30 protein-coding genes and 1 tRNA gene are annotated in these 26,163 nt (G+C 63.4%); 25 read left to right on the plus strand and 6 right to left on the minus strand.

Annotated features, from left to right (window positions below; all coding sequences use genetic code 11):
* A partial coding sequence (locus tag WH367_RS21170; RefSeq protein ID WP_339537575.1) for a Y-family DNA polymerase occupies positions 1 to 1,409 on the minus strand: 1,409 nt, incomplete at its 3' end.
* Positions 1,327 to 2,142 carry a translesion DNA synthesis-associated protein ImuA gene (gene imuA, locus WH367_RS21175; RefSeq protein WP_339537576.1) on the minus strand — a complete coding sequence of 272 codons (816 nt, stop codon included), beginning with the start codon at positions 2,140 to 2,142 and terminating at the stop codon, positions 1,327 to 1,329. The genes imuA and WH367_RS21170, both read right to left, overlap by 83 nt.
* A 439-nt stretch (positions 2,143 to 2,581) precedes the next feature.
* Here imuA and WH367_RS21180 point away from each other — a divergent pair, with 439 nt between their 5' ends.
* Together WH367_RS21180 and WH367_RS21185 are read left to right on the plus strand one after the other, a co-directional pair.
* On the plus strand, positions 2,582 to 3,625 hold the full coding sequence (locus tag WH367_RS21180; protein ID WP_148293042.1) for an MlaD family protein: 1,044 nt from the start codon (positions 2,582 to 2,584) through the stop codon (positions 3,623 to 3,625).
* Positions 3,622 to 4,293: a hypothetical protein gene (locus WH367_RS21185; protein WP_339537577.1), complete on the plus strand. Its 672-nt coding sequence runs from the start codon at positions 3,622 to 3,624 to the stop codon at positions 4,291 to 4,293. The genes WH367_RS21180 and WH367_RS21185 overlap by 4 nt, the downstream gene beginning before the upstream one ends.
* 29 nt (positions 4,294 to 4,322) lie before the next feature.
* Here the strand turns inward: WH367_RS21185 and WH367_RS21190 are convergent, their stop codons facing one another.
* Positions 4,323 to 4,559, minus strand: coding sequence for a hypothetical protein (locus WH367_RS21190; RefSeq protein WP_339537578.1), 237 nt, complete (start codon positions 4,557 to 4,559; stop codon positions 4,323 to 4,325).
* A gap of 217 nt (positions 4,560 to 4,776) precedes the next feature.
* Here WH367_RS21190 and WH367_RS21195 point away from each other — a divergent pair, with 217 nt between their 5' ends.
* Together WH367_RS21195 and WH367_RS21200 are read left to right on the plus strand one after the other, a co-directional pair.
* Positions 4,777 to 4,905 carry a hypothetical protein gene (locus WH367_RS21195; protein WP_339537579.1) on the plus strand — a complete coding sequence of 43 codons (129 nt, stop codon included), beginning with the start codon at positions 4,777 to 4,779 and terminating at the stop codon, positions 4,903 to 4,905.
* 54 nt (positions 4,906 to 4,959) lie between these two features.
* The gene (locus WH367_RS21200) at positions 4,960 to 5,280 is read left to right on the plus strand and encodes a plasmid stabilization protein (RefSeq protein ID WP_339537580.1); all 321 of its coding nucleotides are present in this window, start codon (positions 4,960 to 4,962) and stop codon (positions 5,278 to 5,280) included.
* A 54-nt stretch (positions 5,281 to 5,334) separates the two neighbouring features.
* Here the strand turns inward: WH367_RS21200 and WH367_RS21205 are convergent, their stop codons facing one another.
* Complete coding sequence (locus tag WH367_RS21205) at positions 5,335 to 5,484, minus strand: hypothetical protein (protein ID WP_165841178.1); 150 nt, start codon at positions 5,482 to 5,484, stop codon at positions 5,335 to 5,337.
* 180 nt (positions 5,485 to 5,664) lie between these two features.
* On the opposite strand from WH367_RS21205, the gene WH367_RS21210 reads away from it, so the two are divergent.
* Complete coding sequence (locus WH367_RS21210; protein ID WP_339537581.1) at positions 5,665 to 6,732, plus strand: SDR family oxidoreductase; 1,068 nt, start codon at positions 5,665 to 5,667, stop codon at positions 6,730 to 6,732.
* Positions 6,733 to 6,844: 112 nt separating this feature from the next.
* Positions 6,845 to 6,994 carry a type B 50S ribosomal protein L36 gene (gene ykgO, locus WH367_RS21215; protein ID WP_021028544.1) on the plus strand — a complete coding sequence of 50 codons (150 nt, stop codon included), beginning with the start codon at positions 6,845 to 6,847 and terminating at the stop codon, positions 6,992 to 6,994.
* Between the two features lie 47 nt (positions 6,995 to 7,041).
* On the opposite strand, the gene WH367_RS21220 is transcribed toward ykgO, so the two are convergent.
* Together WH367_RS21220 and WH367_RS21225 are read right to left on the minus strand one after the other, a co-directional pair.
* Positions 7,042 to 7,434 carry a low affinity iron permease family protein gene (locus WH367_RS21220; RefSeq protein ID WP_339537582.1) on the minus strand — a complete coding sequence of 131 codons (393 nt, stop codon included), beginning with the start codon at positions 7,432 to 7,434 and terminating at the stop codon, positions 7,042 to 7,044.
* 69 nt (positions 7,435 to 7,503) lie between these two features.
* Positions 7,504 to 8,409: a LysR substrate-binding domain-containing protein gene (locus tag WH367_RS21225; RefSeq protein WP_339537584.1), complete on the minus strand. Its 906-nt coding sequence runs from the start codon at positions 8,407 to 8,409 to the stop codon at positions 7,504 to 7,506.
* Positions 8,410 to 8,546: 137 nt separating this feature from the next.
* Between WH367_RS21225 and WH367_RS21230 the strand changes: the two genes are divergently transcribed.
* The 19 genes from WH367_RS21230 (at position 8,547) to nuoH (ending at position 26,159) form a co-directional block, all read left to right on the plus strand.
* Positions 8,547 to 9,779, plus strand: coding sequence for a metal-dependent hydrolase family protein (locus tag WH367_RS21230; protein ID WP_021028547.1), 1,233 nt, complete (start codon positions 8,547 to 8,549; stop codon positions 9,777 to 9,779).
* A gap of 25 nt (positions 9,780 to 9,804) precedes the next feature.
* Positions 9,805 to 11,163 (plus strand): MFS transporter, encoded by a 1,359-nt coding sequence (locus tag WH367_RS21235; protein WP_339537585.1) that lies wholly within the window; start codon positions 9,805 to 9,807, stop codon positions 11,161 to 11,163.
* Entirely contained in the window at positions 11,160 to 11,696 is a 537-nt protein-coding gene (locus WH367_RS21240) for a GAF domain-containing protein (RefSeq protein WP_339537586.1), read from the plus strand. The genes WH367_RS21235 and WH367_RS21240 overlap by 4 nt, the downstream gene beginning before the upstream one ends.
* 140 nt (positions 11,697 to 11,836) lie before the next feature.
* On the plus strand, positions 11,837 to 12,559 hold the full coding sequence (locus WH367_RS21245) for an AzlC family ABC transporter permease (protein ID WP_339537587.1): 723 nt from the start codon (positions 11,837 to 11,839) through the stop codon (positions 12,557 to 12,559).
* Complete coding sequence (locus WH367_RS21250; protein WP_312986891.1) at positions 12,556 to 12,885, plus strand: AzlD domain-containing protein; 330 nt, start codon at positions 12,556 to 12,558, stop codon at positions 12,883 to 12,885. Before WH367_RS21245 ends, WH367_RS21250 begins: the two co-directional genes overlap by 4 nt.
* 132 nt (positions 12,886 to 13,017) lie before the next feature.
* Positions 13,018 to 13,284, plus strand: a complete 267-nt coding sequence (gene rpsO / locus WH367_RS21255) for a 30S ribosomal protein S15 (RefSeq protein WP_027011292.1) — start codon at positions 13,018 to 13,020, stop codon at positions 13,282 to 13,284.
* A 209-nt stretch (positions 13,285 to 13,493) separates the two neighbouring features.
* Entirely contained in the window at positions 13,494 to 15,737 is a 2,244-nt protein-coding gene (gene pnp, locus WH367_RS21260) for a polyribonucleotide nucleotidyltransferase (protein WP_021028553.1), read from the plus strand.
* Between the two features lie 99 nt (positions 15,738 to 15,836).
* Positions 15,837 to 16,832 carry an NAD(P)H-quinone oxidoreductase gene (locus WH367_RS21265; RefSeq protein ID WP_339537641.1) on the plus strand — a complete coding sequence of 332 codons (996 nt, stop codon included), beginning with the start codon at positions 15,837 to 15,839 and terminating at the stop codon, positions 16,830 to 16,832.
* Entirely contained in the window at positions 16,826 to 17,569 is a 744-nt protein-coding gene (gene tpiA, locus WH367_RS21270; protein WP_339537642.1) for a triose-phosphate isomerase, read from the plus strand. Before WH367_RS21265 ends, tpiA begins: the two co-directional genes overlap by 7 nt.
* Before the next feature lie 47 nt (positions 17,570 to 17,616).
* On the plus strand, positions 17,617 to 18,084 hold the full coding sequence (gene secG, locus WH367_RS21275) for a preprotein translocase subunit SecG (protein ID WP_339537643.1): 468 nt from the start codon (positions 17,617 to 17,619) through the stop codon (positions 18,082 to 18,084).
* 115 nt (positions 18,085 to 18,199) lie between these two features.
* A tRNA-Leu gene (locus WH367_RS21280) sits at positions 18,200 to 18,284 on the plus strand.
* Positions 18,285 to 18,357: 73 nt separating this feature from the next.
* Complete coding sequence (locus WH367_RS21285) at positions 18,358 to 18,717, plus strand: NADH-quinone oxidoreductase subunit A (RefSeq protein WP_021028557.1); 360 nt, start codon at positions 18,358 to 18,360, stop codon at positions 18,715 to 18,717.
* A 22-nt stretch (positions 18,718 to 18,739) separates the two neighbouring features.
* The gene (locus WH367_RS21290; RefSeq protein ID WP_021028558.1) at positions 18,740 to 19,219 is read left to right on the plus strand and encodes a NuoB/complex I 20 kDa subunit family protein; all 480 of its coding nucleotides are present in this window, start codon (positions 18,740 to 18,742) and stop codon (positions 19,217 to 19,219) included.
* A gap of 8 nt (positions 19,220 to 19,227) precedes the next feature.
* Positions 19,228 to 19,836: an NADH-quinone oxidoreductase subunit C gene (locus WH367_RS21295; RefSeq protein WP_021028559.1), complete on the plus strand. Its 609-nt coding sequence runs from the start codon at positions 19,228 to 19,230 to the stop codon at positions 19,834 to 19,836.
* 27 nt (positions 19,837 to 19,863) lie between these two features.
* A complete protein-coding gene (locus WH367_RS21300) occupies positions 19,864 to 21,117 on the plus strand; it encodes an NADH-quinone oxidoreductase subunit D (protein ID WP_312986895.1) in 1,254 nt (417 codons plus the stop codon).
* On the plus strand, positions 21,114 to 21,605 hold the full coding sequence (nuoE, locus tag WH367_RS21305) for an NADH-quinone oxidoreductase subunit NuoE (protein WP_021028561.1): 492 nt from the start codon (positions 21,114 to 21,116) through the stop codon (positions 21,603 to 21,605). Before WH367_RS21300 ends, nuoE begins: the two co-directional genes overlap by 4 nt.
* Positions 21,602 to 22,957 (plus strand): NADH-quinone oxidoreductase subunit NuoF, encoded by a 1,356-nt coding sequence (gene nuoF / locus WH367_RS21310; protein ID WP_021028562.1) that lies wholly within the window; start codon positions 21,602 to 21,604, stop codon positions 22,955 to 22,957. Before nuoE ends, nuoF begins: the two co-directional genes overlap by 4 nt.
* A 14-nt stretch (positions 22,958 to 22,971) precedes the next feature.
* Positions 22,972 to 25,086, plus strand: a complete 2,115-nt coding sequence (gene nuoG / locus WH367_RS21315; protein WP_339537588.1) for an NADH-quinone oxidoreductase subunit NuoG — start codon at positions 22,972 to 22,974, stop codon at positions 25,084 to 25,086.
* Positions 25,083 to 26,159, plus strand: a complete 1,077-nt coding sequence (gene nuoH / locus WH367_RS21320) for an NADH-quinone oxidoreductase subunit NuoH (protein ID WP_339537589.1) — start codon at positions 25,083 to 25,085, stop codon at positions 26,157 to 26,159. Before nuoG ends, nuoH begins: the two co-directional genes overlap by 4 nt.
* The last annotated feature ends 4 nt before the right edge of the window (positions 26,160 to 26,163 follow it).

Raw genomic sequence — 26,163 nt, forward strand, 5'->3', positions numbered from 1 at the left:
GGTTGGGAGAGGGGGGCGGGTTGGGGCGGGCTTTCGCGGTGATCGCGCTGATCGCCGTGGTCGCTGTCAGGGGCTGCCTCGCCCGTGTGGGTGTCGCCATCCGCATCGCTCACCGGCAAAAAGCCAGGGCTGCGGTGCCACCAGCCGCCTTCGATGCGCTGCGGGCCCAGCAGCAGCTGCAAGGGGCCGTGGTAGAGCGGCCGGCTCTGGCTGTCTTGCAGCAGTTGCAGGGGGGTGGGCAGCAAAAAGCTGGGTTGGGCAAGGGGCGGCACATGCAGCGGTGCATGCAGCCGTGAATGGGGCTGTGCAGCGGGTGGGGCGGCCTTGGCCTTGCCGGCGGGCTGCGCGGGGAGCCACTGCACCTGCCACTCGGGGCGGTGGTCGGGCCGCAGCAGCGGGCGCTGCACCTGGTCTTCGCCCAGGCGGGCGGTGATGCGTTCGAGCACCTGCTCCAGGCTTTCGCCATCGGCGGTTTTGTCGGGCAGCAGGCTGGCGCTGCGCTCTTGCAGCGCTTCGGGCGCACCGGCATGCAGGCTCAGCTCGCCCACGGGGGCTTGCAGCTCTACATGGGCCAGGTGCTCTTGCAGCAGGCGGCACAGGTGCTGCAGATCGCGCGTGGTGCTGGCGGTGTGGATGGTCAGCTCGCCGCCATCGCCCACATGACGGGAGCGCATTGCATCATGGCACCAGCACAGCCGAAAGCTGCGCACGCCGGCGCGCTGCGCCGCCAGCCAGCCGCACAGCTGCAGCAGCAGGTGGCGCGCGCCATGCATCAGCGCATCGGCCTGGTCGATGCGCATGGGCAGCTCCAGCCGGGCATCAAAGCGGGCGGGCAGGCTGATCCAGGGGTAGCGGTCGGGCAGCAGGCCATGGGCCTGGTCGAGGGCTTTCAAGATGCCCGTATCCATGCGCCGGGCCAGCGCGCCCCGGGGCAGCGCATGCACGGAGCCCAGGCTCTGGCAGCCCAGCTGGCTCAGCAGCTCGGCATGGCGGGCCACCGCATCGATGGCCTGCAAGGGCAGGGGCGCCAGCACCTGGGGCAGCGGCTGGCCCATGCCATGGCGGATGCCGCAGCGTGCCAGCGCAATGGCGGCCAGGCTGGTGGGGGCCCAGCTGATGGCCTGCACGCCCAGCTGCCGGCTTTCGCGCAGCAGGCGCCGGGCCAGCTGCTGGCGGCCGCCAAACAGGCGCTCGCTGGCCGAGAGCTCCAGCACCAGCGCATCACCAAACACACTGTCCGAGGGCACGCAGGCCAGGCGCGGCGTGAACTGCTGCGCCCACAGCGCCAGGCCTTGCATGTTGGCGCTGGGCGCGGCGGTGGCGGCCTCAGTGCTGCAGGCTGGATGGCTGGGCGCGCTGGCGGCGGGGTGGGGGAGTTGGGGCAGCAGGGCGGCCCAGATCGCTGTCATGGTCTGGCAAGAGGATGGCTCTGGTCGAGGTGGTGGAAGGAAGGGTGGCTGGCTGCGGCACGGTGCCGGGCCACAGGCGCGCGGGCAGCACGGCTTGCAGGCTGGGCGGCACGGCGGGCAGCTCCAGCGTGCCTTCGTGCACAGGGCCCCGGCGTTTGAGCAGCTCCAGCTGCAGCGACCAGGGCTGGCTGCTGCGCACCAAGAGGCGCAGCGGGGCGGCCGAGGCCTGGTGCCGGCTGCTCTCGGGCCGGAACACAAACACCAGGCCTTCAAACTGCTGGGCGCTGATTTGCAGGCGGCGTATCTGCTCGGGCTGCACCTGGGGCAGCCAGGCCAGCAGCGCGGCCGCTGCATTGGCCCGGAGCAGCTGCTCCAGCGCCCAGAGCTGGTCTTGCGGGCGGCTGCCATGGATCCAGACCAGCTGCCCAGGCGCCAGGCCGCTTTGCGCCAGCCCGCTGGCATGGGGCGGCAGCGGCGGGCCCAGTGCGATGACGGGTTTGTGCGGCGGGCACTGTTGCAGGGCCTTGCCGGTCAGGCGCCACTCCAGGGTGCCGGCCTGGGGCTGCAGCACCTCCGTCAGGCACTGGCTGGGCCAGCCCTTGCCGGGCAGCTGGGCATCGAGCGCATCCCAGCCGGTGGGGATGCCCGCCATCGGCGCGCGCACCAGGTGGTCGCCGCGCCAGAGCTGGGCGGCCACCGTGGGCGGCAGGGACAGGGCATCGAGTAGAGGCATGGCAAATAACTGTATATATGTACAGTATAAGAGCTTGCGCATGGCTTATGTGTAACAGCGGGCGGGCCTGCGCCGGGCTGTAGGACGGCAAAGCCTGTGTATGTCTTTGAAAACAAGCCCCTGCAGCTTTGTTTTGAAGCGAAGAACGTGTTTACGATCTCCTCGCGCCGCGACAGCGGTTTTGCGGGATGGGATGCTAGGCGCAATACCGCAGCAATAGCCGCGCTATTGCGAGGATTTGCAACAACGCAGACCGCCCGAAAAACCCCTGTCCCTACGGGTTGAAGTGAAATCGGGCGATTTCTGCGCGCTGGCTCTTGCTTGCACCCCGGTGCAAGCTGCGAACCAGCCCTTCGAACTCATCCCGATTGCACTTCAACGCGGCTGCGTAGAGATCGTAAACACGTTCTAAGAGCCAGCCCGGGTAAGATCGCGGTACATGCAAATACCAGAACCCCACGACTCTGCCGACCGCCCTGCGCCGCCGTCTTCTGCCGCCTCTGCGCGGCGTGCGGCCGTGGTCGATGGTGTGGCGGTGGACGGCCTGGCGCCGGTGCCGCATCTGGAGCGCAAGGCCGGGGCATTGCTGCTGTTTACCTTGCTGCTGATCCTGGGCTCGGCCTTTTACCTGATGTATGCGCGCGGCGTATTTGAGCCCAAGCAGTCGCTGATCCTGACGGCCGATGACTCCGAGGGCGTCTCCATCGGCCTGGACATGACCTTCTCCGGTTTTGCGATTGGCAAGGTCAGCAAGATCGAGCTGGCGCCTGATGGCACGGTGCGCATCCATGTGGATGTGCCCGAGAAAGACGCGCACTGGCTGCGCAGCAGCAGCGTGTTCACCCTGGTCAAGGGCCTGGTGGGCGGCACGACGATCAAGGCCTACTCGGGCATTTTGGATGACCCGCAGCTGGAGGATGGCGCCGTGCGCGCGGTGCTGTCGGGCGATGCGACGGCCGAGCTGCCGCAGCTGATGAGCAATGCCCGCCAGCTGCTGGAGAACCTGAACATGATGACCTCGGCCGGCTCGGCCTTGGGCGGCACCCTGGAGCAGCTGCGTGACCTGAGCACCAAGCTCAACGGCCCCAGCGGCGCGCTGGGCGTGGTGATGGGTGGCGATGCCGAGGCGCGCAAGATATCGCAGACCCTGGACCGCACCAACCAGCTGCTGGCGCGCCTGGATGGCCTGGCCAAGAATGCCGACAAGCAGGTGTTTGGGGCCGATGGCGTGATGCCCGAAGTGCGCGCCACGGTGCAGCAGCTCAATGCCGTGCTGGGTGATGTGCGCGGCAGCTTGAAGAAGGTGGATGCGGTGCTGGTGGAGGCCCAGGCCGTGGGCGCCAATGCCAAGGATGCCACCAACCAGCTGGGCGATTTGCGCGCTGATGTCGAGGCCAATCTGCGCAAGGTGGAAGGCATGCTGACCGAGCTGAACCGCAAATGGCCGTTTGCCAAAAAGGATGCCGAGGTGCGACTGCCATGATTGCCATCACCACCCGCCTGGCCGCTGCACTGCTGGCCGCCGCTGTGCTGGGCGGCTGCGCCAGCGGCAAGAAGGCGCCCGACTGGGCGATCAACGAACAAGGCGCTGCCGAGCGCGCGACCGATGCCTACCTCGCAGGCAACAGCCGGGTGGCCGATGCCGAATGGCGGCGTGCGCGTGACGAAGTAAGCCGCACCGCGCGGCCCGATCTGTTGGCCCGGTTGGAGTTGGCGCGCTGCGCTGCGCAAGTAGCCGCCTTGGATGCCGCCCCTTGCACGGGCTTTGAGGCGGTGGCCCAGGATGCCGCCGATGCCGAGCAGGCCTATGCGCGCTATCTGCAGGGCCAGTTGGCTGCTGGCGATGTGGCCTTGCTGCCCAAGGCCCAGCAGGCGGTGGCACCGCTGGCACCGGAGCAGGCAGCCGCTGCGCTGGCTGCCATTGAAGACCCACTCTCGCGCCTGGTCGCCGCCGGCGTGCTGGCGGTGCGCGGACCGGTGCCGATGGCGGTCGTCACCCAGGCGGTGGACACTGCCTCTGCCCAGGGCTGGCGCCGTGCTGTGATGGCCTGGCTGATCAACCAGCAGCGCCTGGCCCGCGAGCTGGGCGATACGGCGCTGGCCGACCAGGTGCAGCGCCGTCTTGACCTGCTGCAGGCGACGCAGAAATAAGCCCGCAGCCGCTCAAGCGCTGCATCCACTCATATCGATTGACCGGTTGTCGTATCGGGCGCCGGGTCTGGCTGCGTGCCGGGGTAGGGGTGCTCGGGGTTGCCTGGGTAGGGGTGCACTGGCTCACTTGGATAAGGGTGCTGCGGGTTGCCCGGGTAGGGGTGCAAAGGGCTGGGCTCATAGGGATCGGGCACGCCAGGGGCTGGCTGGGGCTGGCCCGGGATAGGGGGCTGCGGCGAATGGCCGGGTTCGTAGGGCTGGGGCATGGTAGTCCTCCTGCTGCGGCATCGGCAGCGCATGCAAAAGCCCAGTGTTGCAAGCGCCATGGCTGCGCTGTGTAGGCCTGGGGAGCGCGCAAGGGTACGCGCATCGCCGTTACGCGCTGTGTGAAGCGGAACAAGCGGCAGCAAAGCGTTTTTCTGACAGGCAGCGCCTTGCGCCAGGGCTAGGCTGAAAGCATTGACTCAGCCCTCGGAGGACCCCATGCGCCATCTGCCCCCTGCACAGCTTGCGCTGGCCACAGCACAAGCGCAAAAGCCAGTTCCAACCACCCCCAAGAAGCCCCAGCCCGGTGGCGGCGGCCCGCCTGCCGATGGGGATCCATCGCAGTAAGGCGTATCTATACCGCGCCACCCCGCCTCAACGCAGCACCCAAGGAGATCCGTGATGCCCCAAGGAGATAAATCCGCTTATACCGATAAGCAAAAACGCATGGCCCGCCATATCGAGAAAAGCTACGAGAAAAAAGGCGTGTCGGAAGATGAAGCCGCTGCACGTGCCTGGGCCACGGTGAACAAGGAAACGGGCGGCGGCAAGCTCTCAGGCTCGGGCCGGGGCAAGGCGACCGGGCCGGGGTCGCGGCTGGCGGCCGTGCGCTCGGCAGCGGCCAAAAAAGCCGCTGCCAGCCGCAGCCCCGAGGAGCGCTCCGCATCGGCCAAAAAGGCGGCAGCCACCCGCAAGCGCAACGCCGCTGCCAAGAAGCACTAAGAATAAGGAACGGGCCAGCCACCGGTGGGTGTGCTGGCCTGTTGCGTTGCCGGTTTAAACCGGTTCCGGATCCTTGACCGGTGGTTCATGCCCCGGCTCCTCGATCGGCAAGGTGCTGTCTGGCGGATCGATGGGCTCGGGCTTGGGCAGATCCGGCGGCGGTGGTGCCACCGGCGGTTGAGGGGGCGTAGTAGGGGTTGGCATGGCGGCCTCCTTTCTGCCTTGTTTGTACTGCGCGCTGCGGCGGCCGTATGTCGGACAAGCTTGTCAGCGGGTAAGCGCATGTAGGGCGGTCGAGGTTGATGTAGCAGCGGTGTGCCGCTGCATCCCGTTCGTTGCTATGTCGTTTTGTTTTTTGAAGTTCAAGACCCAAGGAGTTTCAGCATGAGTCCATCCACCAGCACATCCAAAAAACGCGCCAGCAAGAAGCCTTCGGCCGACAAGCGCTCGGTCGAGGAAGTAGTGGCTGCGCAGCAGCGCATCCAGCAAGCGCAAACCCGCAATGACGCCCGGGACAAGGCGGCCAAGGCGTCCCCAAAAACCAAGCGCAGCAAAGACGGTACAAGCAGCAAGAAGACGGCACCCGGCCCCGGCCACGCCGTGCCCACGCCGCCGATGTCCGGCAAGAAGCTGGCCAAACCCGGGCATGAGAAGGCGCTGGATCTGCAGCCGCTCTACCTGGCAGACAACTACCGGGGCAGCGGCAAGCTCGAGGGCAAGACGGCGGTGATCACCGGCGGCGACTCGGGCATTGGCCGGGCGGTGGCCGTGCTGTTTGCCCGCGAGGGCGCGAATGTGGCGATCCTCTACCTCAATGAGCACGACGATGCGAAAGAAACCTGCCGCCTGATCGAGGACGAGGGCCAGCAGAGCCTGGCAATCTCCGGCAATGTGCAGGACCCGCAGTTTTGCGACAAAGCCGTCAAGCAGGTGCTGAAAAAATTTGGCGCGCTCAATGTGCTGGTCAACAATGCCGCGTTCCAGCAGCATGCGGCCGATATTGAGGACCTGAACACCGAGCGGCTGGACGAGACCTTTCGCACCAATATCTTTGGCTACTTCCACATGGTCAAGGCCGCCATTCCGTACCTGCAGCGGGGCGATGCGATTGTGAACACCGGCTCGGTCACCGGCCTGCGCGGCAGCAAGCAGCTGCTGGACTACTCTGCGACCAAGGGCGCCATCCATGCGTTTACCAAAGCGCTGGCGCAGAACCTGATGGAGCGGGGCATACGGGTGAATGCGGTGGCCCCGGGCCCGGTCTGGACGCCGCTGAACCCGGCCGATAAAAACCCCGAGGACCTGCGCAAGTTTGGCGCCGATACGCAGATGGGCCGGCCCGCGCAGCCCGAGGAGTTGGCGCCCGCTTATGTGTTTCTGGCCTCGCAGGCCTGCTCCAGCTATATCTCCGGCATTGTGTTACCGGTGACGGGGAGCGTGGGCGAATCCTGAACGACGGCTTGCGGAGGCCCAGCTTTACATCCATCGCAGGGGACAGGGTTGAAATGATAATGAGAATGCATTATCATTTTGGCTTCTGTTGCTGTTCTGGAGAAGTTCTGCCATGCAAGTCCTGTCCTCGCTCAAAGAAGCCAAGAAGCGCCACCGTGATTGCCAGGTGGTCAAGCGCCGTGGCCGCATCTATGTGATCTGCAAGTCCAACCCGCGCTTCAAGGCGCGCCAGGGCGGGGCCAAGAACAAGCACAAGGGTTGAGTTGAGTGGATAGGCTGAGTGGAGTCACCCACTCAGGCCGGCGCGGCTCAGCTCCGCTTGGCTTCCTCGGCCTGGCGGGCTTTTTCCGCGAGGATGTCGAACTCCTTGCGCAGCGCATCCAGCTCGTCTTCGTCCAGCTCTTCGAGCGAAAGCATGCGGTTGCGGGCCGGCTCGATCGCGCGGATGAGCTCGTCGAGCTTGATCTGCATGGCCTCGGTATCGCTGTTCTGGGTGGACTGGATCAGGAACACCATCAAGAAGGTGATGATGGTGGTGCCGGTATTGATCACCAGCTGCCAGGTGTCGTTGAAGCCAAAGACCGGGCCGCTGAGGGCCCAGAGCACGATGACCGCCAGGGCGCCGACAAAGCAGACGGGGTGGCCGCTGAACTTGGCAACCGAGCGGGCGATTTTGTTGAAAGGGGAATGCTGGGTCTTCACAGGGACTCCTTCGTTCAGGGATGGGGTCCAGCATAGAAGCAAGGGGAGCGGCCAGGGTGCCGCTGCAGATCAAGTGGCTGTAGGAGGGTGGCTGCATTCCTGCTGCAGCCACTCGCCAAAGCGCTGGTAGCTTTCCATATCGCTGCGCCAGGTGGGGGCGCAGAGGTAGTAGCCCAGTGGGCTTTCAAAGCGCTGGCCAAAGGGCTCGACCAGTTTGTGTGAGGCCAGCGACTCCTGCAGCAGGCAACTGGGGACCAAGGCAACGCCCAGGCCGCCAATGGCCGCCTGGATGATGAGGGTGAAGAGGTTGAAGCCCGGGCCGATACGTGCGCCTTCATAGGGGCCGGCATAGGCGGTGAACCAGTCGTCCCAGGAGGTGGGCAGCTCGATATGCTGCAGCAGGCTGCACTGCTTGAGGTCGTTGAAGTGCGCAATCGGGTGCTGCTGCAGGTAGCTGGGTGAGCAGACGATGCTGGTCTCGCGCCCGATCAGGTACTGGGCATCGGCAATCGGCCAGTCGCCGTAGCCGTACTGGATGGAGGCATCGAAGCCATCGCCGGTCTCGGCGCTGTCGGTGGTGCTGTAGCGCACAAAGTGGATGGCAATGTGCGGGTTGCGGACGCGAAAGCTCTCCAGCCGGGGAAACAGCCAGTTGGCGGCAAAGGTGGGCGCGACCGACAGGCTGAGCAGATGGGCGTTCTGCGCGGTGGAGATGACCTGGGTGGTGGCGCGTTCGAGCGATTCCATCGCCGGGCGCACGAGTTTGAGGTAGTTCTCGCCAATATGGGTCAGCGCCAAGCCATGGCTGCGGCGCATGAACAGCGGGTGGCCCAGGTAGGCCTCCAGGCCTGCAATGTGGCGGCTGATGGCGCTTTGCGTGACAAACAGCTCCTTGGCGGCCTTGGAAAACGACAGGTGCTGCGCCGACAGCAAAAAGGCATTCAGCTCGGAGATCGTGGGGCAGCGTCGGCGCATGGGGTATGAGCTCCACTCATGATGGTAGGAAGAATTGGCAGATGCATGACGTCATGTCATTGCCACATATTGTTGCAGCTTGGCTAGAGTTCGGGGCATTAGAGGCAACCATGGCGCTGTGAACGCCACAACCGATTATGCAATCCACCCTGATCCGCAATGCCAAGATTCTGGACACCCGAAATCTCGTATTGACTTCTACTCATACCATTTTGGTGCGCAACGGTCTGATCGAAAAGATCAGTGCCGAAGACTTTGAGGTGCTGGACGCCACCGTCATCGATGCCAAGGGGATGACTTTGATGCCCGGCCTGATCGACTGCCATGTGCACGTGATGGCCTCGGGCTTCAACCTGGGTGCGGTTGCCAATCTGCCCAATGCGCTGGCGCTGCTGCGCGCGCTGCCCATCATGAAGGGCATGATCGACCGGGGCTTTACCTCGGTGCGCGATGCCGGCGGTGCCGACTGGGCGCTGGCCGAAGGCGTGCGTACGCGCCAGGTGGCCGGCCCGCGCTTGTTCTGCGCTGGCAAGGCGCTGTCGCAAACCGGCGGCCATGGTGATTTTCGGGCGCGCAATGACACGCTCGACCCCTGCTCCTGCGCCTACAAGATCGGCAATATCGGCAAGGTGGTCGATGGCGTTGACGCCTGCCGCCTGGCGGTGCGTGAAGAGATCCTGAAGGGCGCCACCCAGATCAAGGTGATGGCCTCGGGCGGCGTGGCCTCGCCCAACGATCCGATCAACAACCTGGGCTTTTCGGTCTCGGAGCTGACCGCCATCGTCGAAGAGGCCCACAATGCGAACACCTATGTGATGGCCCATGCGTATACGCCCCAGGCCATCACCCGTGCCATCGAGTGCGGCGTGCGCACCATCGAGCACGGCAACCTGGTCGATGAGCCCACCGCCAAGCTGATGCAGGAAAAAGGCGCCTACATGGTGCCGACCCTGATCACCTACGAAGGCCTGGCCAACGACGGCGCCAAGTACGGTCTGCCCGACGAGTCGGTGCAAAAGATTGCCAAGGTGCGCACCAACGGCCTCAAGGCGCTGGAAGTGCTGGACGCCGCGGGCGTGAAGATGGGTTTTGGCAGCGATTTGCTGGGCGAGACGCACTACATGCAATCGGACGAGCTGGTGCTGCGCGCCAAGGTGTTGGGCCACGCCAAGGTGGTGCAGCAAGCCACCCTGATCGGCGCCGAGATCCTGAACCACGAAGGCCTGCTGGGCGAAGTGGTGGAGAGTGCCTATGCGGATTTGCTGCTGGTCGACGGCAACCCGCTGGAAGATGTCTCGGTGCTGACCCAGCATGACACGGCGATCAAGCTGATCATGCGCGACGGCTTCATCCACAAGAACGCCTGCTGATGGGCTTTTGAGCGAGAACAACAATATGTATAACGCTTCCGAACGTCTGGAGCGGCTGCCTTTCAGCCGCTTCCATTTCACCTTGCTCATCATTGGCGGCCTGGGCCTGGCCTTTGAGGCGCTGGATGCGGGCATCATCGCCTTCATCCTGCCTTCGTTGCGCGAACAATGGGGTTTGACCGGCATTCAGGCCGGCTGGATTGCCAGCAGCACCTATGTCGGCTTTCTGGTGGGCGCGCTGCTGTCGGGCATGCTGGGCGACCGCTTTGGCCGCAAGGTCGTGATGATGTGGGCGCTGGTGCTGTTTTGCGTGGCCACCTTCATCAATGCCTTTGCCACCAACTTCCATGAGTTCTACATTCTGCGCATGATTGCCGGTGTGGGCATGGGGGCCGAGGGCGCCATCGTCGCGCCTTACCTGGCCGAGTTTGTCAGCAGCCGCTACCGGGGGCGCTTTACCGGTGCGCTGGCGGGCTTTTTCTCCTTTGGTTTTGTGATGTCGGCGCTGCTGGGGTATTTCATCGTGCCGATGAGCGACGATGGCTGGCGCTGGATCATGGTCATCGCCTCGGTGCCGGTGGTGTTCCTGCTGTGGATGCGCCGCGCGCTGTTCGAGTCGCCCCGTTGGCTCGAAGAAATGGGCCGCCATGAAGAGGCCAGCCGGATCTGTACCGCCATTGAAGCGCAGGTGTTGCGCAGCAGCGGCAAGCCGCTTCCCGAGCCGGTGAAGATGAGCCTGGCTGCCAAGGCCGCCGACGCTGCCGTGCAAGGCGCATGGGCCAAGCTGGCTACCTTGGTCAAGCCCCAGTACCTGCAAACCACCCTGGTGGTCTGGGTGTTCTGGATCACGGTGATGTTCTGCTACTACGCCTTCCTGGTCTGGATTCCGAGCCTGCTGGTGGCGCGCGGCTTTGCGGTGACCAAGAGCTTCTCCTTCACCATCCTGATCTACCTGGCGCAGATCCCCGGCTACTACTCGGCTGCCTACCTGAACGACAAGATCGGCCGCAAGTACACCATCCTGGCCTATATGCTGGTGTCCTGCCTGGCGGCCCTGGGCCTGGCCTTTGCCGGTGCCGACCAGGAGATCATCCTGCTGAGCATGCTGCTGTCCTTTGGCATGAACGGCGTGATTGCCGGCCAGTACACCTACACCTCGGAAATCTACCCGACCTCCATCCGTGCCACCGGCATGGGAACGGCCTCGGCGCTGGCGCGTATCGGCTCGATTGCCTCGCCCACCATCGTGGGGGCGGCCTACCCGGTGCTGGGCTTTGGCGGCGTGTTTGCGCTGATGACCGGCGTGCTGTTTGTTGGCGGCATGGGCATCTTGCTGTTTGGCAAGAACACCCATGGCGTGTCCCTGGAAGGGATTCAGCAATGAGCACCACCCATGTCCTGGGCCGCCTGGCCCACACCTTGGGCCAGAGCAGCGATGCCGAGCGCCACTGGGCCGCCATTGCCGAGGCCTGCCAGCAGCTGTTTGGCTACGGCCTGCTGACCGGCCTGGTCTACCTGCAGCAGGAAAAGCTGATGCGCCGCATCTACTCGTCCAACGAGGCCATCAGCCCGCTGGGTGGCTTCAAGGCCACCGGCAAGGGCCCCTGGTCTGGCCGGGTGCTGGACCAGGGCCTGCCCTATATCGGGCGGGATGAGGCCGACATCCGCACCGTGTTTTCCGAAGCCGAGGACCTGGTTGCCCGGGGCCTGCATGCGGTGCTGAACATCCCCGTCTGGTACGGCGGGGAGGTGCTGGGCTCCATCAATATCCTGGGCCCGCGTGGCGCCTACAACGCGGTGCCCGAGGCCCTGATCCACCTGGTGGCCGGTGTTTGCGTGCCGGCCCTGGCCTCGGCCCGCGAGACTGCACGCGAGGCGGCGCGGGGCATTGACAGCACCAGTTTGCAAAGCGTCTGAGCGTCTGGCTTACCAATGCCAGGTGCCCTGGGCCCGCAAGGACAAAGTCCCTGCGGGCTTTTTTGTGGCCTGTGCCCCATGCGTCCCAGCGGCGCGCAACTGGCCTGCGCGCCGCGCAACAGCCTCTACAATCGCCGCCCATGGCTTCTAACAGTTCAGGGTGGTGGTCGTCGCCCGCCGTGCGCATGGGCGTCTCGATCAGCGTGGCCACCGGTTTGTACGGCATCTCTTTTGGCGCGCTGGGCGTGGCGGCAGGCCTGTCGGTCTGGCAGACCTGCGCCTTGAGCCTGCTGATGTTTACCGGTGGCTCGCAGTTTGCGTTTGTTGGCGTGGTCGCGGGCGGCGGTGCCGGGGCCGCAGCGCTGGGCGCGGCCAGCCTGCTGGGCGTGCGCAATGCGGTCTACGGCATGCAGATGGCCGCCTTGCTGGGCCCGCGCGGCCTGGCGCGCCTGCTGTCGGCGCAGCTGACGATTGATGAATCTGCGGCCACTGCGCTGGGGCAAACCGACAAAGCCGAGCAAAAGCGCGGTTTCTGGACCGCCGGCGTGGGCGTCTACCTGCTGTGGAACCTGTTCACCGCTGCGGGCGCCTTGCTGGGCAATGCCCTGGGCGACCCGGGGCGCTGGGGCCTGGACGGCGCAGCGGTGGCCGCCTTTATGGGCCTGCTCTGGCCTCGTCTGACGCACAAGGAGCCGATTGCGCTGGCGGTGGTCGCTGCCAGCATTGCGATGCTGGCGGTGCCCTGGGTGGCGCCGGGCGTGCCTATCTTGATTGCAGCGGTGGTGGGCGCTGCCTGGGGTTACGGCTCGCGCAGCAGCGGACCGGCCGGGCAGGGCGCCAGCGCGCAGGAGGCCGCACGATGAGCGCGATGGCTGATGTGGGCAACCACTGGTGGATCTGGGTGCTGCTGGCCAGCGCCGTGACCTATGGCACCAAGCTGCTGGGCTATGGTGTGCCCGCGCACTGGCTGCGCCACCCGCGCATGGCCCGGGTGGCCGGCGCGCTGACGATTGCGCTGCTGGCGGCCCTTACCGCCATGAACACCCTTGTCAGCGGCCAGCAGCTGGTGCTCGATGCCCGCCTGGCGGCGCTGGCCGTGGCCATCATCGCGCTGGCGCTGCGTGCGCCGTTTTTGCTGGTGGTGGTGCTGGGTGCGGCGGCATCGGCCCTGGTGCGGTTTTGGGGCTAAAAACCTAAAAGAAGTTATTGGGTATAATTGCAGGGTTTTGCATGGTGCAAGACGCACGTCACAAGCTTTTCCGGCTGTGGCGCAAGTAACCAGAATGCCAGCGCAAGCCGGTGTTCCTTATAAGGAAAACACATGATCGCCGCATCTATCAAGGCCGAAGTTGTACAGGCCAACGCACGTTCCGCTAACGATACTGGTAGCCCAGAAGTCCAAGTGGCTCTGCTGACCGCTCGTATCAACGAACTGACCCCTCACTTCAAGACGCATGCCAAGGACCACCACGGTCGCCGCGGCCTGCTGCGCATGGTGAGCCGTCGTCGTAAGCTGTTGGACTACCTCAAGTCCAAGGACGCTGACCGTTACACTGCACTGATCGCTAAGCTGGGCCTGCGTAAGTAAGCCCAGGGTGAGATGGAGACGCCTGAGTTAGTCCGCTAGCTCAGGCGTTTTTTACTTCAACGCCGCGCAAACAGAGCGAAGCTGTGTCATTCCAAGGGGGCTGAACCCCGGGCTCCAGGCCTTCAACCTCCCTGGAATGGCATCGTGTTCTGAATGCCGGCTCCTGCCGAGAACCGACAGGTTTTTGGCTGTTTAACCAGGAGCAATCTATGTCCATATTCAACAAAGTCACCAAGACTTTCCAGTGGGGCCAACACACGGTCACGATGGAAACCGGTGAAATCGCCCGCCAGGCTTCCGGCGCGGTGCTGGTCAACATCGACGACACCGTGGTGCTGGCTACGGTCGTGGGCTCCAAGATCGCCAAGGCCGGTCAGGACTTTTTCCCGCTGACCGTTGACTACATCGAGAAGACCTACGCTGCGGGCAAGATCCCCGGCAGCTTCTTCAAGCGCGAAGCCAAGCCGAGCGAACTCGAAACCCTGACCAGCCGCCTGATCGACCGCCCGATCCGTCCGCTGTTCCCCGAAGGTTTCTACAACGACGTGCATGTGGTCATCCACACCATCTCGCTGAACCCAGAAGTGGATGCCGACATCGCTGCGATGATCGCTGTCTCCGCTGCACTGTCCATCTCGGGCATTCCTTTCAACGGCCCTATCGGTGCTGCCCGCGTGGGTTACATCAACGGCGAATACGTGCTCAACCCCGGCCAGACCCAGCGCAAGGATTCGCTGATGGATCTGGTGGTGGCAGGTACCGAAGCTGCTGTGCTGATGGTCGAATCCGAAGCCCAACAACTGCCTGAAGAAGTGATGCTGGGCGCTGTGGTCTATGGCCACGAGCAAGGCCAGGTTGCGATCAACGCCATCCACGAGCTGGTGCGCGAAGCCGGCAAGCCCGCATGGGACTGGGCCGCGCCTGCCAAGGATGAAGCACTGATCGCCAAGGTCGGCGAGCTGGGCGATGCCGCCCTGCGCGACGCTTACCAACTGCGCAACAAGCAAGCCCGTACGCTGGCCTGCCGCCAGGCATACGCCGCTGTGAAGGCCGGTCTTGCCGAGCAAGGCGTGGCCTTTGACGGCGTCAAGGTCGACGGCATGCTGTTCGACATCGAAGCGCGCATCGTGCGCTCGCAGATTCTGGCCGGTGAGCCCCGTATCGACGGCCGCGACACCCGCACCGTGCGTCCTATCGAGATCCGCTCGTCCGTGCTGCCACGCACCCACGGCTCGGCCCTGTTCACCCGTGGTGAAACCCAGGCGCTGGTGATCTCCACCCTGGGCACCGAGCGCGATGCACAGCGTATCGACGCGCTGGCTGGCGAGTTTGAAGACCGCTTTCTGTTCCACTACAACATGCCTCCCTTTGCCACCGGCGAAGTGGGCCGCATGGGCTCGACCAAGCGCCGCGAAATCGGCCACGGCCGTCTGGCCAAGCGTGCTCTGGCCGCTTGCCTGCCTTCGAAGGAAGAGTTCCCCTACACCATCCGCGTGGTGTCGGAGATCACCGAATCGAACGGTTCCTCGTCGATGGCTTCGGTCTGCGGCGGCTGTCTGTCGATGATGGACGCCGGCGTGCCGATGAAGGCCCACGTGGCCGGTATCGCCATGGGTCTGATCAAGGAAGACAACAAGTTTGCCGTGCTGACCGACATCCTGGGTGACGAAGATCATCTGGGTGACATGGACTTCAAGGTAGCCGGTACCACCAACGGTATCACCGCGCTGCAGATGGACATCAAGATCCAGGGCATCACCAAGGAAATTATGCAAGTGGCACTGGCGCAAGCCAAGGAAGCGCGCATGCACATCCTGGGCAAGATGCAAGAAGCGATGGGCGAAGCCAAGGCCGAAGTCTCGTCGTTCGCGCCCAAGCTCTACACGATGAAGATCAACCCCGAGAAGATCCGTGACGTGATCGGCAAGGGCGGCGCCACCATCCGTGCGCTGACCGAAGAGACCGGCACCCAGATCAACATCGAGGAAGATGGCACCATCACCATCGCCGCCACCGATGGCGCCAAGGCGGACGAAGCCAAGCGCCGCATCGAAGAGATCACCGCCGAAGTCGAAATCGGCAAGATCTATGAAGGCCCGATCGTCAAGATCCTGGAATTCGGTGCCCTGGTGAACCTGCTGCCCGGCAAGGACGGTCTGCTGCACATCAGCCAGATCGCCCACGAGCGCGTGGAAAAGGTGACCGACTACCTGAGCGAAGGCCAGGTCGTCAAGGTCAAGGTGCTGGAGACGGACGAAAAGGGCCGTGTCAAGCTGTCGATGAAGGCGCTGCTGGACCGTCCAGCCGGCATGCCTGAGCGTGAACCACGCGAGTTCCGTGAGCCACGCGGCGACCGTGGTGACCGCGGCGATCGCGCGCCTCGCCAGAACCGCGAACCACGCGAACCCCGCGTGGACGGTGCTGCCGACCAGCAGCAACAACAACAGCAATAATCTGCTGTGTGACGCACCCATGCGCCTGGCGCTGGGTGCGTTTTTCTGCTGAAAAGCGTGTGCTGATTGTGATTGGCTGAGGAAACAAGCGTGGACAAGATGCGTGCAGTCGAGATCACCGCCTTTGGTGATCCGCAGGTGTTGAAGCTGGGAGAGCGTTCTGTGCCGCAGGCGGGGCAGGGCGAGCTGTGCATTCGCGTGGTCGCCAGTGGTGTGAACCGCCCCGATGTGATCCAGCGCAAGGGCTATTACGCACCGCCTCCGGGTGCTTCGGACCTGCCAGGTCTGGAAGTGGCCGGTGTGGTGGTGGCGGGAGACACGGCGGCCATGGCCGAGCAGGGTCTCAAGCTGGGTGACCGCGTATGCGCGCTGGTGGCCGGTGGTGGCTATGCCGAGTACTGCGTGGCTCCCGTGGCCCAGTGCCTGCCGGTGCCCGAGGGCTTGTCGGATGTCGAGGCCGCTTGCCTGCCCGAGACCTTCTTCACGGTCTGGAGCAATGTGTTTGACCGGGGTGCGTTGCAGCCCGGTGAGACCTTGTTGATCCAGGGCGGCAGCAGCGGCATTGGTGTGACGGCGATCCAGCTGGCCAAGGCCTTTGGTGCCAAGGTGATCGTGACCGCAGGCTCTGATGAGAAATGCCAGGCTTGCCTGGCCTTGGGTGCTGACGAGGCCATCAACTACCGCAGCCAGGATTTTGTCGCCGAAGTGGCGCGCATCACCGCTGGCAAGGGTGTGGATGTGATTTTGGACATGGTGGCGGGCGACTATGTGGCCCGCGAGGTCGAGGCGCTGGCCGAAGATGGCCGCCTGGTCATCATTGCCGTGCAAGGGGGCATCAAGGCCGAGTTCAATGCCGGCTTGGTGCTGCGCCGCCGTCTGCAGATTACCGGCTCGACCCTGCGTCCGCGTCCTGTGGCCTTCAAGGCGGCGATTGCCCAGGCTTTGCAGGCCAAGGTCTGGCCATTGCTGGCAGCGGGCAAGGTGCGCCCCATCATCCACAGCCAATTCCCGGCCGCACACGCCAGTCAGGCCCATGCGCTGATGGAATCCAACCAACATATCGGCAAGATCGTGCTGACCTGGGATCAATTGTGAAAAAACTGATTGCTGGAAACTGGAAGATGAACGGCAGCCTGGCTGCCAACGAAGCCTTGCTGGGCGAGTTGCTGCAAGGCCTGGGTCAACCGGGCTGCGATGTGGCCGTGGCCGTGCCTGCTGTCTATGTGGGCCAGGTGCAGTCTTTGCTGCAGGGCTCGGCCATTGCGCTGGCCGCGCAGGATGTGTCGGCGCACGATGGCGGTGCCTACACCGGCGAGGTGTCGGCACCCATGCTGCGTGACTTTGCGGTGCGCTATGCGCTGGTCGGCCACTCCGAGCGCCGCCAGTACCACGGCGAAACCGATGCGCTGGTGGCGACCAAGGCGCAAAAGGCCTTGGCTGCCGGCATCACGCCGATTGTCTGCGTGGGCGAGACCCTGGCCGAGCGCGAAGCCGGCCAGACCGAAGCGGTGGTCAAGCGCCAGCTGGCAGCGGTGATCCATGCGGTGGGTGCTTGTGTGAGCGAAATCGTCGTGGCTTATGAGCCGGTCTGGGCCATTGGCACGGGCAAGACGGCCAGCCCCGAGCAGGCGCAGGCCGTGCATGCTGTATTGCGCGCGCAACTGGCAGCGGCCAGCACGCAGGCTGCCAAGGTGCCGGTGCTGTATGGTGGCAGCATGAATGCGGGCAATGCCGAGCAGCTGCTCGCCCAGCCCGATATTGATGGTGGACTGATCGGTGGCGCTTCGCTGAAGGCCCAGGATTTTCTGAAAATTATTGCTGCAGCTGCTTGAGGGCAAGCGGCTGCTGGCGACGACCAAGTTTGATAAAAGGGTAGATGATGGTAACGATTCTGTTGACGATTCAAATGCTGGCAGCACTGGTCATGATTGGCCTGGTGCTGGTGCAGCATGGCAAGGGTGCCGATGCGGGTGCTGCCTTTGGCAGCGGCAGCAGCGCGGGCAGCCTGTTCGGTGCTTCCGGTAGCGCCAACTTCCTCTCGCGCAGCACCGGCGTGCTGGCGGCGGTGTTCTTTGCCGCAACCTTGGCGCTGGCCTACCTGGGCAATGCCCGTCCGACCTCGGCCGGTAGTGTGCTCGAAGGCCCTGCTGCGACGATCCCGCAGTCGAGCGCCCCAGTGGATGCGACCATTCCTCCGGCGTCGACCCCTGCACCTGCTGCAGCCCCTGCGGCACCCGCCGCTGGTGCGGATGCCTCGGTGCCTGCCGCTGGCGCTGCTGCCGATGCTTCCGTGCCTGCTGCTGCACCGGCCGCAGCGGCTGAGCCAGCACAGCCTGCTGGCAAATAACTCAACTATTTGAAAAGAATCCCTGAAGTCAGGGTTTTTACAGAGTAGAATCTGAGTCTGTCTGGTGAGCAGATTGTTTCAAAAGCAATCGGTGCTTGCCAGACAAGTCAAATCAGCCGTCGTGGTGAAATTGGTAGACACGCTATCTTGAGGGGGTAGTGGCGAAAGCTGTGCGAGTTCGAGTCTCGCCGACGGCACCAACACAATAAAAGGCCTGCCTGGGTCGCGTCTTGTGCTTACCTGGGTTGGCTCCTGCGGTGAGTAGACATCAAGATGAGCCTCGAACAATACCTCCCGGTCCTTTTGTTTATCCTGGTGGGAGCAGGCGTTGGCCTTGGCCCACTGGTCATAGGCTACATCCTCGGACCCAATCGCCCGAACGCGGCGAAAAACTCCCCTTACGAATGCGGCTTTGAGGCCTTTGAAGACGCGCGCATGAAATTCGATGTGCGCTACTACCTCGTCGCCATTCTTTTCATTCTCTTCGACTTGGAAATTGCGTTCCTCTTCCCATGGGCGGTTTCGCTGCATGAAGTGGGAATGCCTGGTTTTATCGCGGTTCTCGTGTTCTTGGCCATTCTGGTGGTGGGTTTCGCCTATGAATGGAAAAAGGGCGCGCTGACCTGGGAATAACCGGAAATCAAAAAGGTACACGATGATTGAAGGTGTGTTGGAGAAAGGCTTTGTCACCACGAGCTACGACTCGGTGGTGAACTGGGCTAAGACCGGGTCGATCTGGCCCATGACGTTTGGTTTGGCATGCTGCGCCGTCGAGATGATGCACGCGGCCGCTGCGCGTTACGACATTGGCCGCTTCGGCGCCGAAGTCTTCCGTGCCAGCCCGCGCCAGGCTGACTTGATGATTGTGGCTGGCACCTTGTGCAACAAGATGGCCCCGGCCATGCGCAAGGTGTACGACCAGATGGCCGAGCCGCGTTGGGTGATCTCGATGGGATCCTGCGCCAACGGTGGTGGTTACTACCACTACAGCTACTCGGTGGTGCGCGGTTGCGACCGCATTGTGCCGGTGGATGTGTATGTGCCAGGCTGCCCGCCCACGGCAGAAGCGCTGATCTACGGCATCATCCAGCTGCAGCAAAAAATCCGCCGCACCCACACGATCGCGCGCGCCTAGGAGTTGGAATGAGTGTAGAACTGATACAGCCTAGCGTGCTGCAAGAGACCATCGCCCGCGTGCTGGGCGACAAGGCACGCTCGGTGACCCTGGCGCTGGGTGAAGTGACCGTGGAGGTCTCGGCCTCGAACTACCTGCAAGCCATGCAGCTGCTGCGCGATGCGCCCGAATGCAAGTTCGAGATGCTGATGGACCTGTGCGGCGTGGATTACTCCGCATACAAGGACGTGGGCACCGATGGCCCACGTTTTGCCGTGGTCTCGCACCTGTTGTCGATCAGCCTGAACCAGCGCCTGCGTGTGCGCGTGTTCTGTCAGGACGACGATTTCCCGGTGCTCGACACCCTCAGCCAGCTCTGGGCTTCGGCCAACTGGCTTGAGCGCGAAGCTTTTGACCTGTTCGGCATTGTCTTTGAAGGCCATGACGACCTGCGCCGCATCCTGACCGATTACGGCTTTATCGGTCACCCCTTCCGCAAGGATTTCCCGCTGACGGGCCATGTGGAGATGCGCTACGACGCCGAGCAGGCACGCGTGATCTACGAACCGGTGACGATCGAGCAGCGCGAGATCACGCCCCGCATTATTCGTGAAGACCATTACGGAGGCCTGCACTGAGGCGCTCTGACCTCACGATGAAGAACCATGGCTGAAATCAAAAACTACACACTCAACTTCGGTCCCCAGCATCCTGCAGCACACGGCGTGCTGCGTTTGGTGCTGGAGCTCGATGGTGAAGTGGTGCAACGTGCAGACCCGCATATCGGCCTGCTGCACCGCGCCACCGAGAAACTGGCGGAGAGCAAGACCTTCATCCAGTCGCTGCCCTATATGGACCGCCTGGATTACTGCTCGATGATGAGCAACGAGCACGCCTACTGCCTGGCTATCGAAAAGCTGCTGGGCCTGGAAGTGCCGATCCGCGCGCAATACATCCGCGTGATGTATTCCGAGATCACCCGCATCATGAACCACCTGATGTGGCTGGGCTCCTCGGGCAATGACGGCGGCAGCTCGACCATTCTGATCTACGCCTTCCGCGAACGTGAAGACCTGATGGACATGTACGAAGCCGTCTCCGGCGCGCGCATGCACGCGGCGTACTTCCGTCCGGGTGGCGTGTACCGCGACCTGCCAGAGAGCATGCCGCAGTACAAGGCCAGCAAGGTGCGCAATGCCAAGGCCATCGAGCAGATGAACAGCAACCGCCAAGGTTCGCTCATCGACTTCATCGATGACTTCACGGCGCGCTTCCCCAAGTGCGTGGATGAATACGAAACCCTGCTGACCGACAACCGCATCTGGAAGCAGCGCAATGTGGGCATCGGCGTGGTTGACATCGACCGCGCGATGAACCTGGGCCTGACCGGCCCGATGCTGCGCGGCTCGGGCCTGGCCTGGGATATGCGCAAGTCGCAGCCCTACGAAGTCTATGACCGCATGGATTTCGACATCCCCGTGGGCAAGACCGGCGACTGCTATGACCGCTATCTGGTGCGCATCGCCGAGATGCGCGAGTCCAACCGCATCATCAAGCAGTGCGTGGACTGGCTGCGTGCCAACCCCGGTCCGGTCATCACGGGCAACCACAAGGTGGCGCCTCCCGATCGCGAAGCCATGAAGTCCAACATGGAAGAGCTGATCCACCACTTCAAGCTGTTCACCGAAGGCTTCAAAGTGCCCGAGGGCGAGGCTTATGCATCGGTGGAGCACCCCAAGGGCGAGTTTGGCATCTACCTGATCAGCGATGGTGCCAACAAGCCTTACCGCCTGAAGATTCGTCCACCAGGATTTGTGCATCTCTCGGCGCTCGACGAAATGAGCCGTGGCCACATGCTGGCCGATGCCGTGATGGTGCTGAGCACCTTGGACATCGTGTTTGGAGACGTTGACCGATGATTACCGAAGCAACAAAAGCACGCTTTGCCCGCGAAGTTGCCAAGTATCCGGCAGAGCAGAAGCAGTCGGCCGTGATGGCTTGCCTGTCTATCGTGCAGCAGGAGCAGGGCTGGGTGAGCCAGGAGAGCGAGGCGGTGATCGCCGAGTTCCTGGAGATGCCCGAGATCGCCGTGCATGAAGTGACCACCTTCTACAACATGTACAACCAGCACCCGGTGGGCAAGTACAAGTTGAGCGTGTGCACCAACCTGCCTTGCCAACTGCGTCGCGGCCGCGAGGCGCTCAAGCACCTGGAAGACAAGCTGGGCATCAAGATGGGTGATACCACCGCCGATGGCGTGTTCACCATCGAGCAATCGGAATGCCTGGGCGCCTGCGCCGATGCACCGGTGCTGCTGGTCAATGACCGCCACATGTGCAGCTTCATGGACAACGAAAAGCTGGACCAGCTGATGACCGGCTTGCGCGCAGCGGAGGACACCAAGTGACGACAGCCGCTCAAATTCTGTCGCAGTTCCAGGCCACCGGCGTGGAAACCTGCTTCCACGACCGCCATATCGAACCCCAGATCTATGCAGGTCTGGATGGCACGAACTGGTCGATCAAAGACTACGAGGCACGCGGCGGCTACCAGGCCCTGCGCAAGCTGCTGGGCAAGGACGGTGGCGAGGGTCTGACCCAGGACCAGGTCATTGCCACGATGAAAGAGTCGGGCCTGCGCGGCCGCGGCGGCGCTGGCTTCCCCACCGGTCTGAAGTGGAGCTTCATGCCCCGCAACTTCCCCGGCCAAAAGCACCTGGTGTGCAATTCGGACGAGGGCGAGCCTGGCACCTGCAAGGACCGCGACATCCTGATGTTCAACCCGCACATCGTGATCGAAGGCATGGCCATCGCCGCGTATGCCATGGGCATCTCGCTGGGCTACAACTACATCCACGGCGAAATCTTCCAAGTCTACGAACGCTTTGAAGCGGCGCTGGAAGAGGCGCGTGCGGCAGGCTACCTGGGTGACAACATCCTGGGCAGCAGCTTCAGCTTCGAGCTGCATGCGCACCATGGTTTTGGCGCCTACATCTGCGGCGAAGAAACCGCCTTGCTCGAATCGCTCGAAGGCAAGAAGGGCCAGCCCCGCTTCAAGCCGCCATTCCCGGCCAGCTTTGGTCTGTATGGCAAGCCCACGACGATCAACAACACCGAAACCTTTGCGGCCGTTCCCTGGATCATCCGCAACGGTGGCCAGGCCTACCTGGAATGCGGCAAGCCCAACAACGGCGGCACCAAGATCTTCTCGGTCAGCGGTGACGTGAACAAGCCCGGCAACTACGAAGTGCCAATGGGTACGCCGTTCTCCACCTTGCTGGAGCTCGCCGGCGGTGTGCGCACCGGCCGCAAGCTCAAGGCCGTGATCCCTGGCGGATCGTCGGCCCCTGTGCTGCCAGCGGACATCATGATGGCCTGCACGATGGACTATGACTCCATCTCCAAGGCCGGCTCGATGCTGGGCTCGGGCGCCGTCATCGTGATGGACGACTCGCGCGACATGGTCGAGAGCCTGCTGCGCCTGTCCTACTTCTACCAGCACGAGTCCTGCGGACAGTGCACCCCTTGCCGCGAAGGCACGGGCTGGCTGTGGCGCATGGTCGACCGCATCCAGCACGGCCACGGCCGCGCCGAGGATCTGGACAAGCTGGACTCGGTAGCCGGCAACATCATGGGGCGCACGATTTGCGCATTGGGCGATGCGGCAGCGATGCCGGTGCGCGCAATGATCAAGCATTTCCGCCATGAATTCGAAGCAAAGATCAACGCTGCTGAAAAGCAGACCGCTGCTTCTTCCTGATCGCGAGTGAGCATATGGTTGAAATTGAAATAGACGGTCAGAAGGTCGAGGTCGCGGAAGGCAGCATGGTCATGCACGCGGCCGATGCGGCGGGCAAGTACATCCCTCACTTCTGCTACCACAAGAAACTGTCGATCGCGGCGAACTGCCGTATGTGCCTGGTGGACGTCGAGAAGGCGCCCAAGGCGATGCCTGCCTGCGCCACGCCCGTGACGCAGGGCATGATTGTGCGCACTACCTCGGACAAGGCGGTCAAGGCCCAGCAATCGGTGATGGAGTTCCTACTCATCAACCACCCGCTGGATTGCCCGATCTGCGACCAGGGCGGTGAATGCCAGTTGCAGGACTTGGCTGTGGGCTACGGTGCCAGCAGCTCGCGCTACGAAGAAGAAAAGCGCGTGGTCTTCCACAAGAACGTGGGCCCGCTGATCTCGATGGAAGAGATGAGCCGTTGCATCCACTGCACCCGCTGCGTGCGCTTCGGTCAAGAAGTCTCGGGCATCATGGAGCTGGGCATGGTCAACCGCGGCGAGCATGCCGAGATCACCACGGTGGTGGGCGATACGGTGGACTCGGAGCTGTCGGGCAACATGATCGACATCTGCCCCGTGGGTGCGCTCACGAGCAAGCCTTTCCGCTACAGCGCCCGTACCTGGGAGCTGTCGCGCCGCAAGTCGGTCTCGCCCCATGACTCCACCGGTGCCAACTTGATCGTTCAGGTCAAGAACAACAAGGTGATGCGCGTGGTGCCGTTCGAGAACGACGCCGTCAACGAATGCTGGATTGCCGACCGTGACCGCTTCTCCTACGAAGCGCTCAACGGTGAAGAGCGCCTGACCGCGCCGATGATCAAGCAAGGCGGCCAGTGGCTCGAAGTGAGCTGGCAAGCTGCGCTGGAATACGTGGCCAATGGCATCAAGAGCGTGCAACGCGACCATGGCGCCAGCGGCGTGGGTGCGCTGGTCAGCCCGCACAGCACGCTCGAAGAGCTGTTCCTGGCCGGTGAGCTGGTGCGCTCGCTGGGCAGCCAGAATGTGGACTACCGCCTGCGCAACGCCGATTTTGCCAAGGCAGAAGGCGTGCGCTGGCTGGGCCGCTCGATCGCCTCGCTGTCGGACCTGAACACGGCCTTGATCGTGGGCTCGAACGTGCGCAAGGAGCATCCGCTGTTTGCCCAGCGTATCCGCCAGGCCGCCCGCAAGGGTGCGGTGGTGACCGCGATCCAGTCCAAGGCTTTTGATCTGGCGATTCCGCTGGCCCACCAGGTGATCACACCTGCTGCGCAGTGGGCCTATGCGCTGTCCTCCGTGGCAGCGGCCCTCGCCCAGTCCAAGGGTGTGGAAGCGCCGAACAACGCCGGTACCGTGACGCCCGAGTCCATCGAGATTGCCCGCGCGCTGCAAAACGGCGAGCAAAAGGCCATCCTGCTGGGCAATGCCGTCGCGCACCATGCACAAGCGAGCACCTTGCTGTCGATCGCCAACTGGATTGGCGCGCAGACCGGTGCCACCGTGGGCTTCCTGACCGAAGCGGCCAACACCGTGGGCGCGCAATGGGTGGGTGCTGTGCCCCAGGCCCATGGCATGCACGCTGGCGAGATGCTCGCCGGTGGCGTCAAGGCGGCCATCTTGCTGAACTGCGAACCCGCATTCGACACAGCCGCTGGCAGCCAGGCGCTGCAAGGCTGCGAGATGGTGGTGAGCCTGAGCCCGTTCAAGGCCAACATGGACATCGCCGATGTGCTGCTGCCGATCGCGCCATTCACCGAGACCTCGGGCTCGTTCGTGAATGCCGAAGGCCGTGTGCAGAGCTTCCACGCCGTGGTCAAGCCACTGGGCGATACCCGTCCGGGCTGGAAGGTGCTGCGCGTGCTGGGCAATCTGCTGGATGTCGCAGGCATGGCCTTTGATTCGTCGCAGGACGTGCTGGCCGTGGCCACCGGCTCGCAAGGCCAGGTGCCTGCCGAGCTGCTGTCCAACAGCACCAAGACCAACATGGCCGTGTCGGCACCTGCAGGCCAGGAGCCGGTGGTGGCCAGCATCTACCAACTCGATGGCATCGTGCGTCGCGCGCCGTCGTTGCAAATGACGGCGGATGCCCGCCAATCCTCGGAGGTGGTGGCAGCATGATCGACGCAATCTACAACGGCGGTCTGACCCTGATCGCAGCAGAGTGGTGGGCGACCCTGGTCTGGCCTGTGATCTGGAACCTGATCAAGATCCTGTGCATCGTCTTGCCTTTGATGGGCGCGGTAGCTTACCTGACGCTGTGGGAGCGCAAGCTTCTGGGCTTCATGCAAGTGCGTTACGGCCCCAACCGGGTCGGCCCTTTTGGTCTGCTCCAGCCTCTGGCCGACGGCCTCAAGCTGATGACCAAGGAAATCATCACGCCGACGGCGGCAAGCTCGGGCCTCTACCGCCTGGGCCCGATCATGGCCATCATGCCTGCGCTGGCAGCCTGGGTGGTCATCCCCTTCGGCCCTGACGTGGCGCTGGCCAATGTGAATGTGGGCCTGCTGCTGGTGATGGCGATTACGTCGATCGAAGTCTATGGCGTGATCATCGCCGGCTGGGCATCGAACTCCAAGTACGCTTTCCTGGGCGCGCTGCGCGCATCGGCCCAGATGGTGAGCTATGAAATCGCAATGGGCTTCTGCTTCCTGGTGGTGATCATGGTCACCGGCAGCATGAACCTGACCGAGATCGTGCTGGCCCAGGGCAAGGGCATGATGGCATCGTCGGGTGCCAGCATCCTGTCGTGGAACTGGCTGCCACTGTTCCCGATGTTCATCGTCTACCTGATCTCGGCCGTGGCTGAGACCAACCGCCACCCCTTCGACGTCGTCGAAGGCGAAGCGGAAATCGTGGCCGGTCACATGGTGGAGTATTCGGGCATGGGCTTTGCCGTGTTCTTCCTGGCCGAGTACGCGAGCATGTGGCTGGTGTCCATCCTGGCCGTGATCATGTTCATGGGCGGCTGGTTGCCACCGTTCGATTTCCTGTCCTTCATCCCAGGCTGGATCTGGCTGGCTGCCAAGACCTTCCTCGTGGTGTCGATGTTCATCTGGATCCGCGCTACTTTCCCACGTTTCCGCTATGACCAGATCATGCGTCTGGGCTGGAAGATCTTCATCCCCGTCACCCTGGTGTACCTGGTCTTTGTCGGCGGCTGGTTGCTGTCGCCATGGAACATCTGGAAATAAGCGG

It is taken from the genome of Comamonas sp. MYb21 (genome assembly GCF_037479395.1).
Taxonomy (GTDB): domain Bacteria; phylum Pseudomonadota; class Gammaproteobacteria; order Burkholderiales; family Burkholderiaceae_C; genus Comamonas.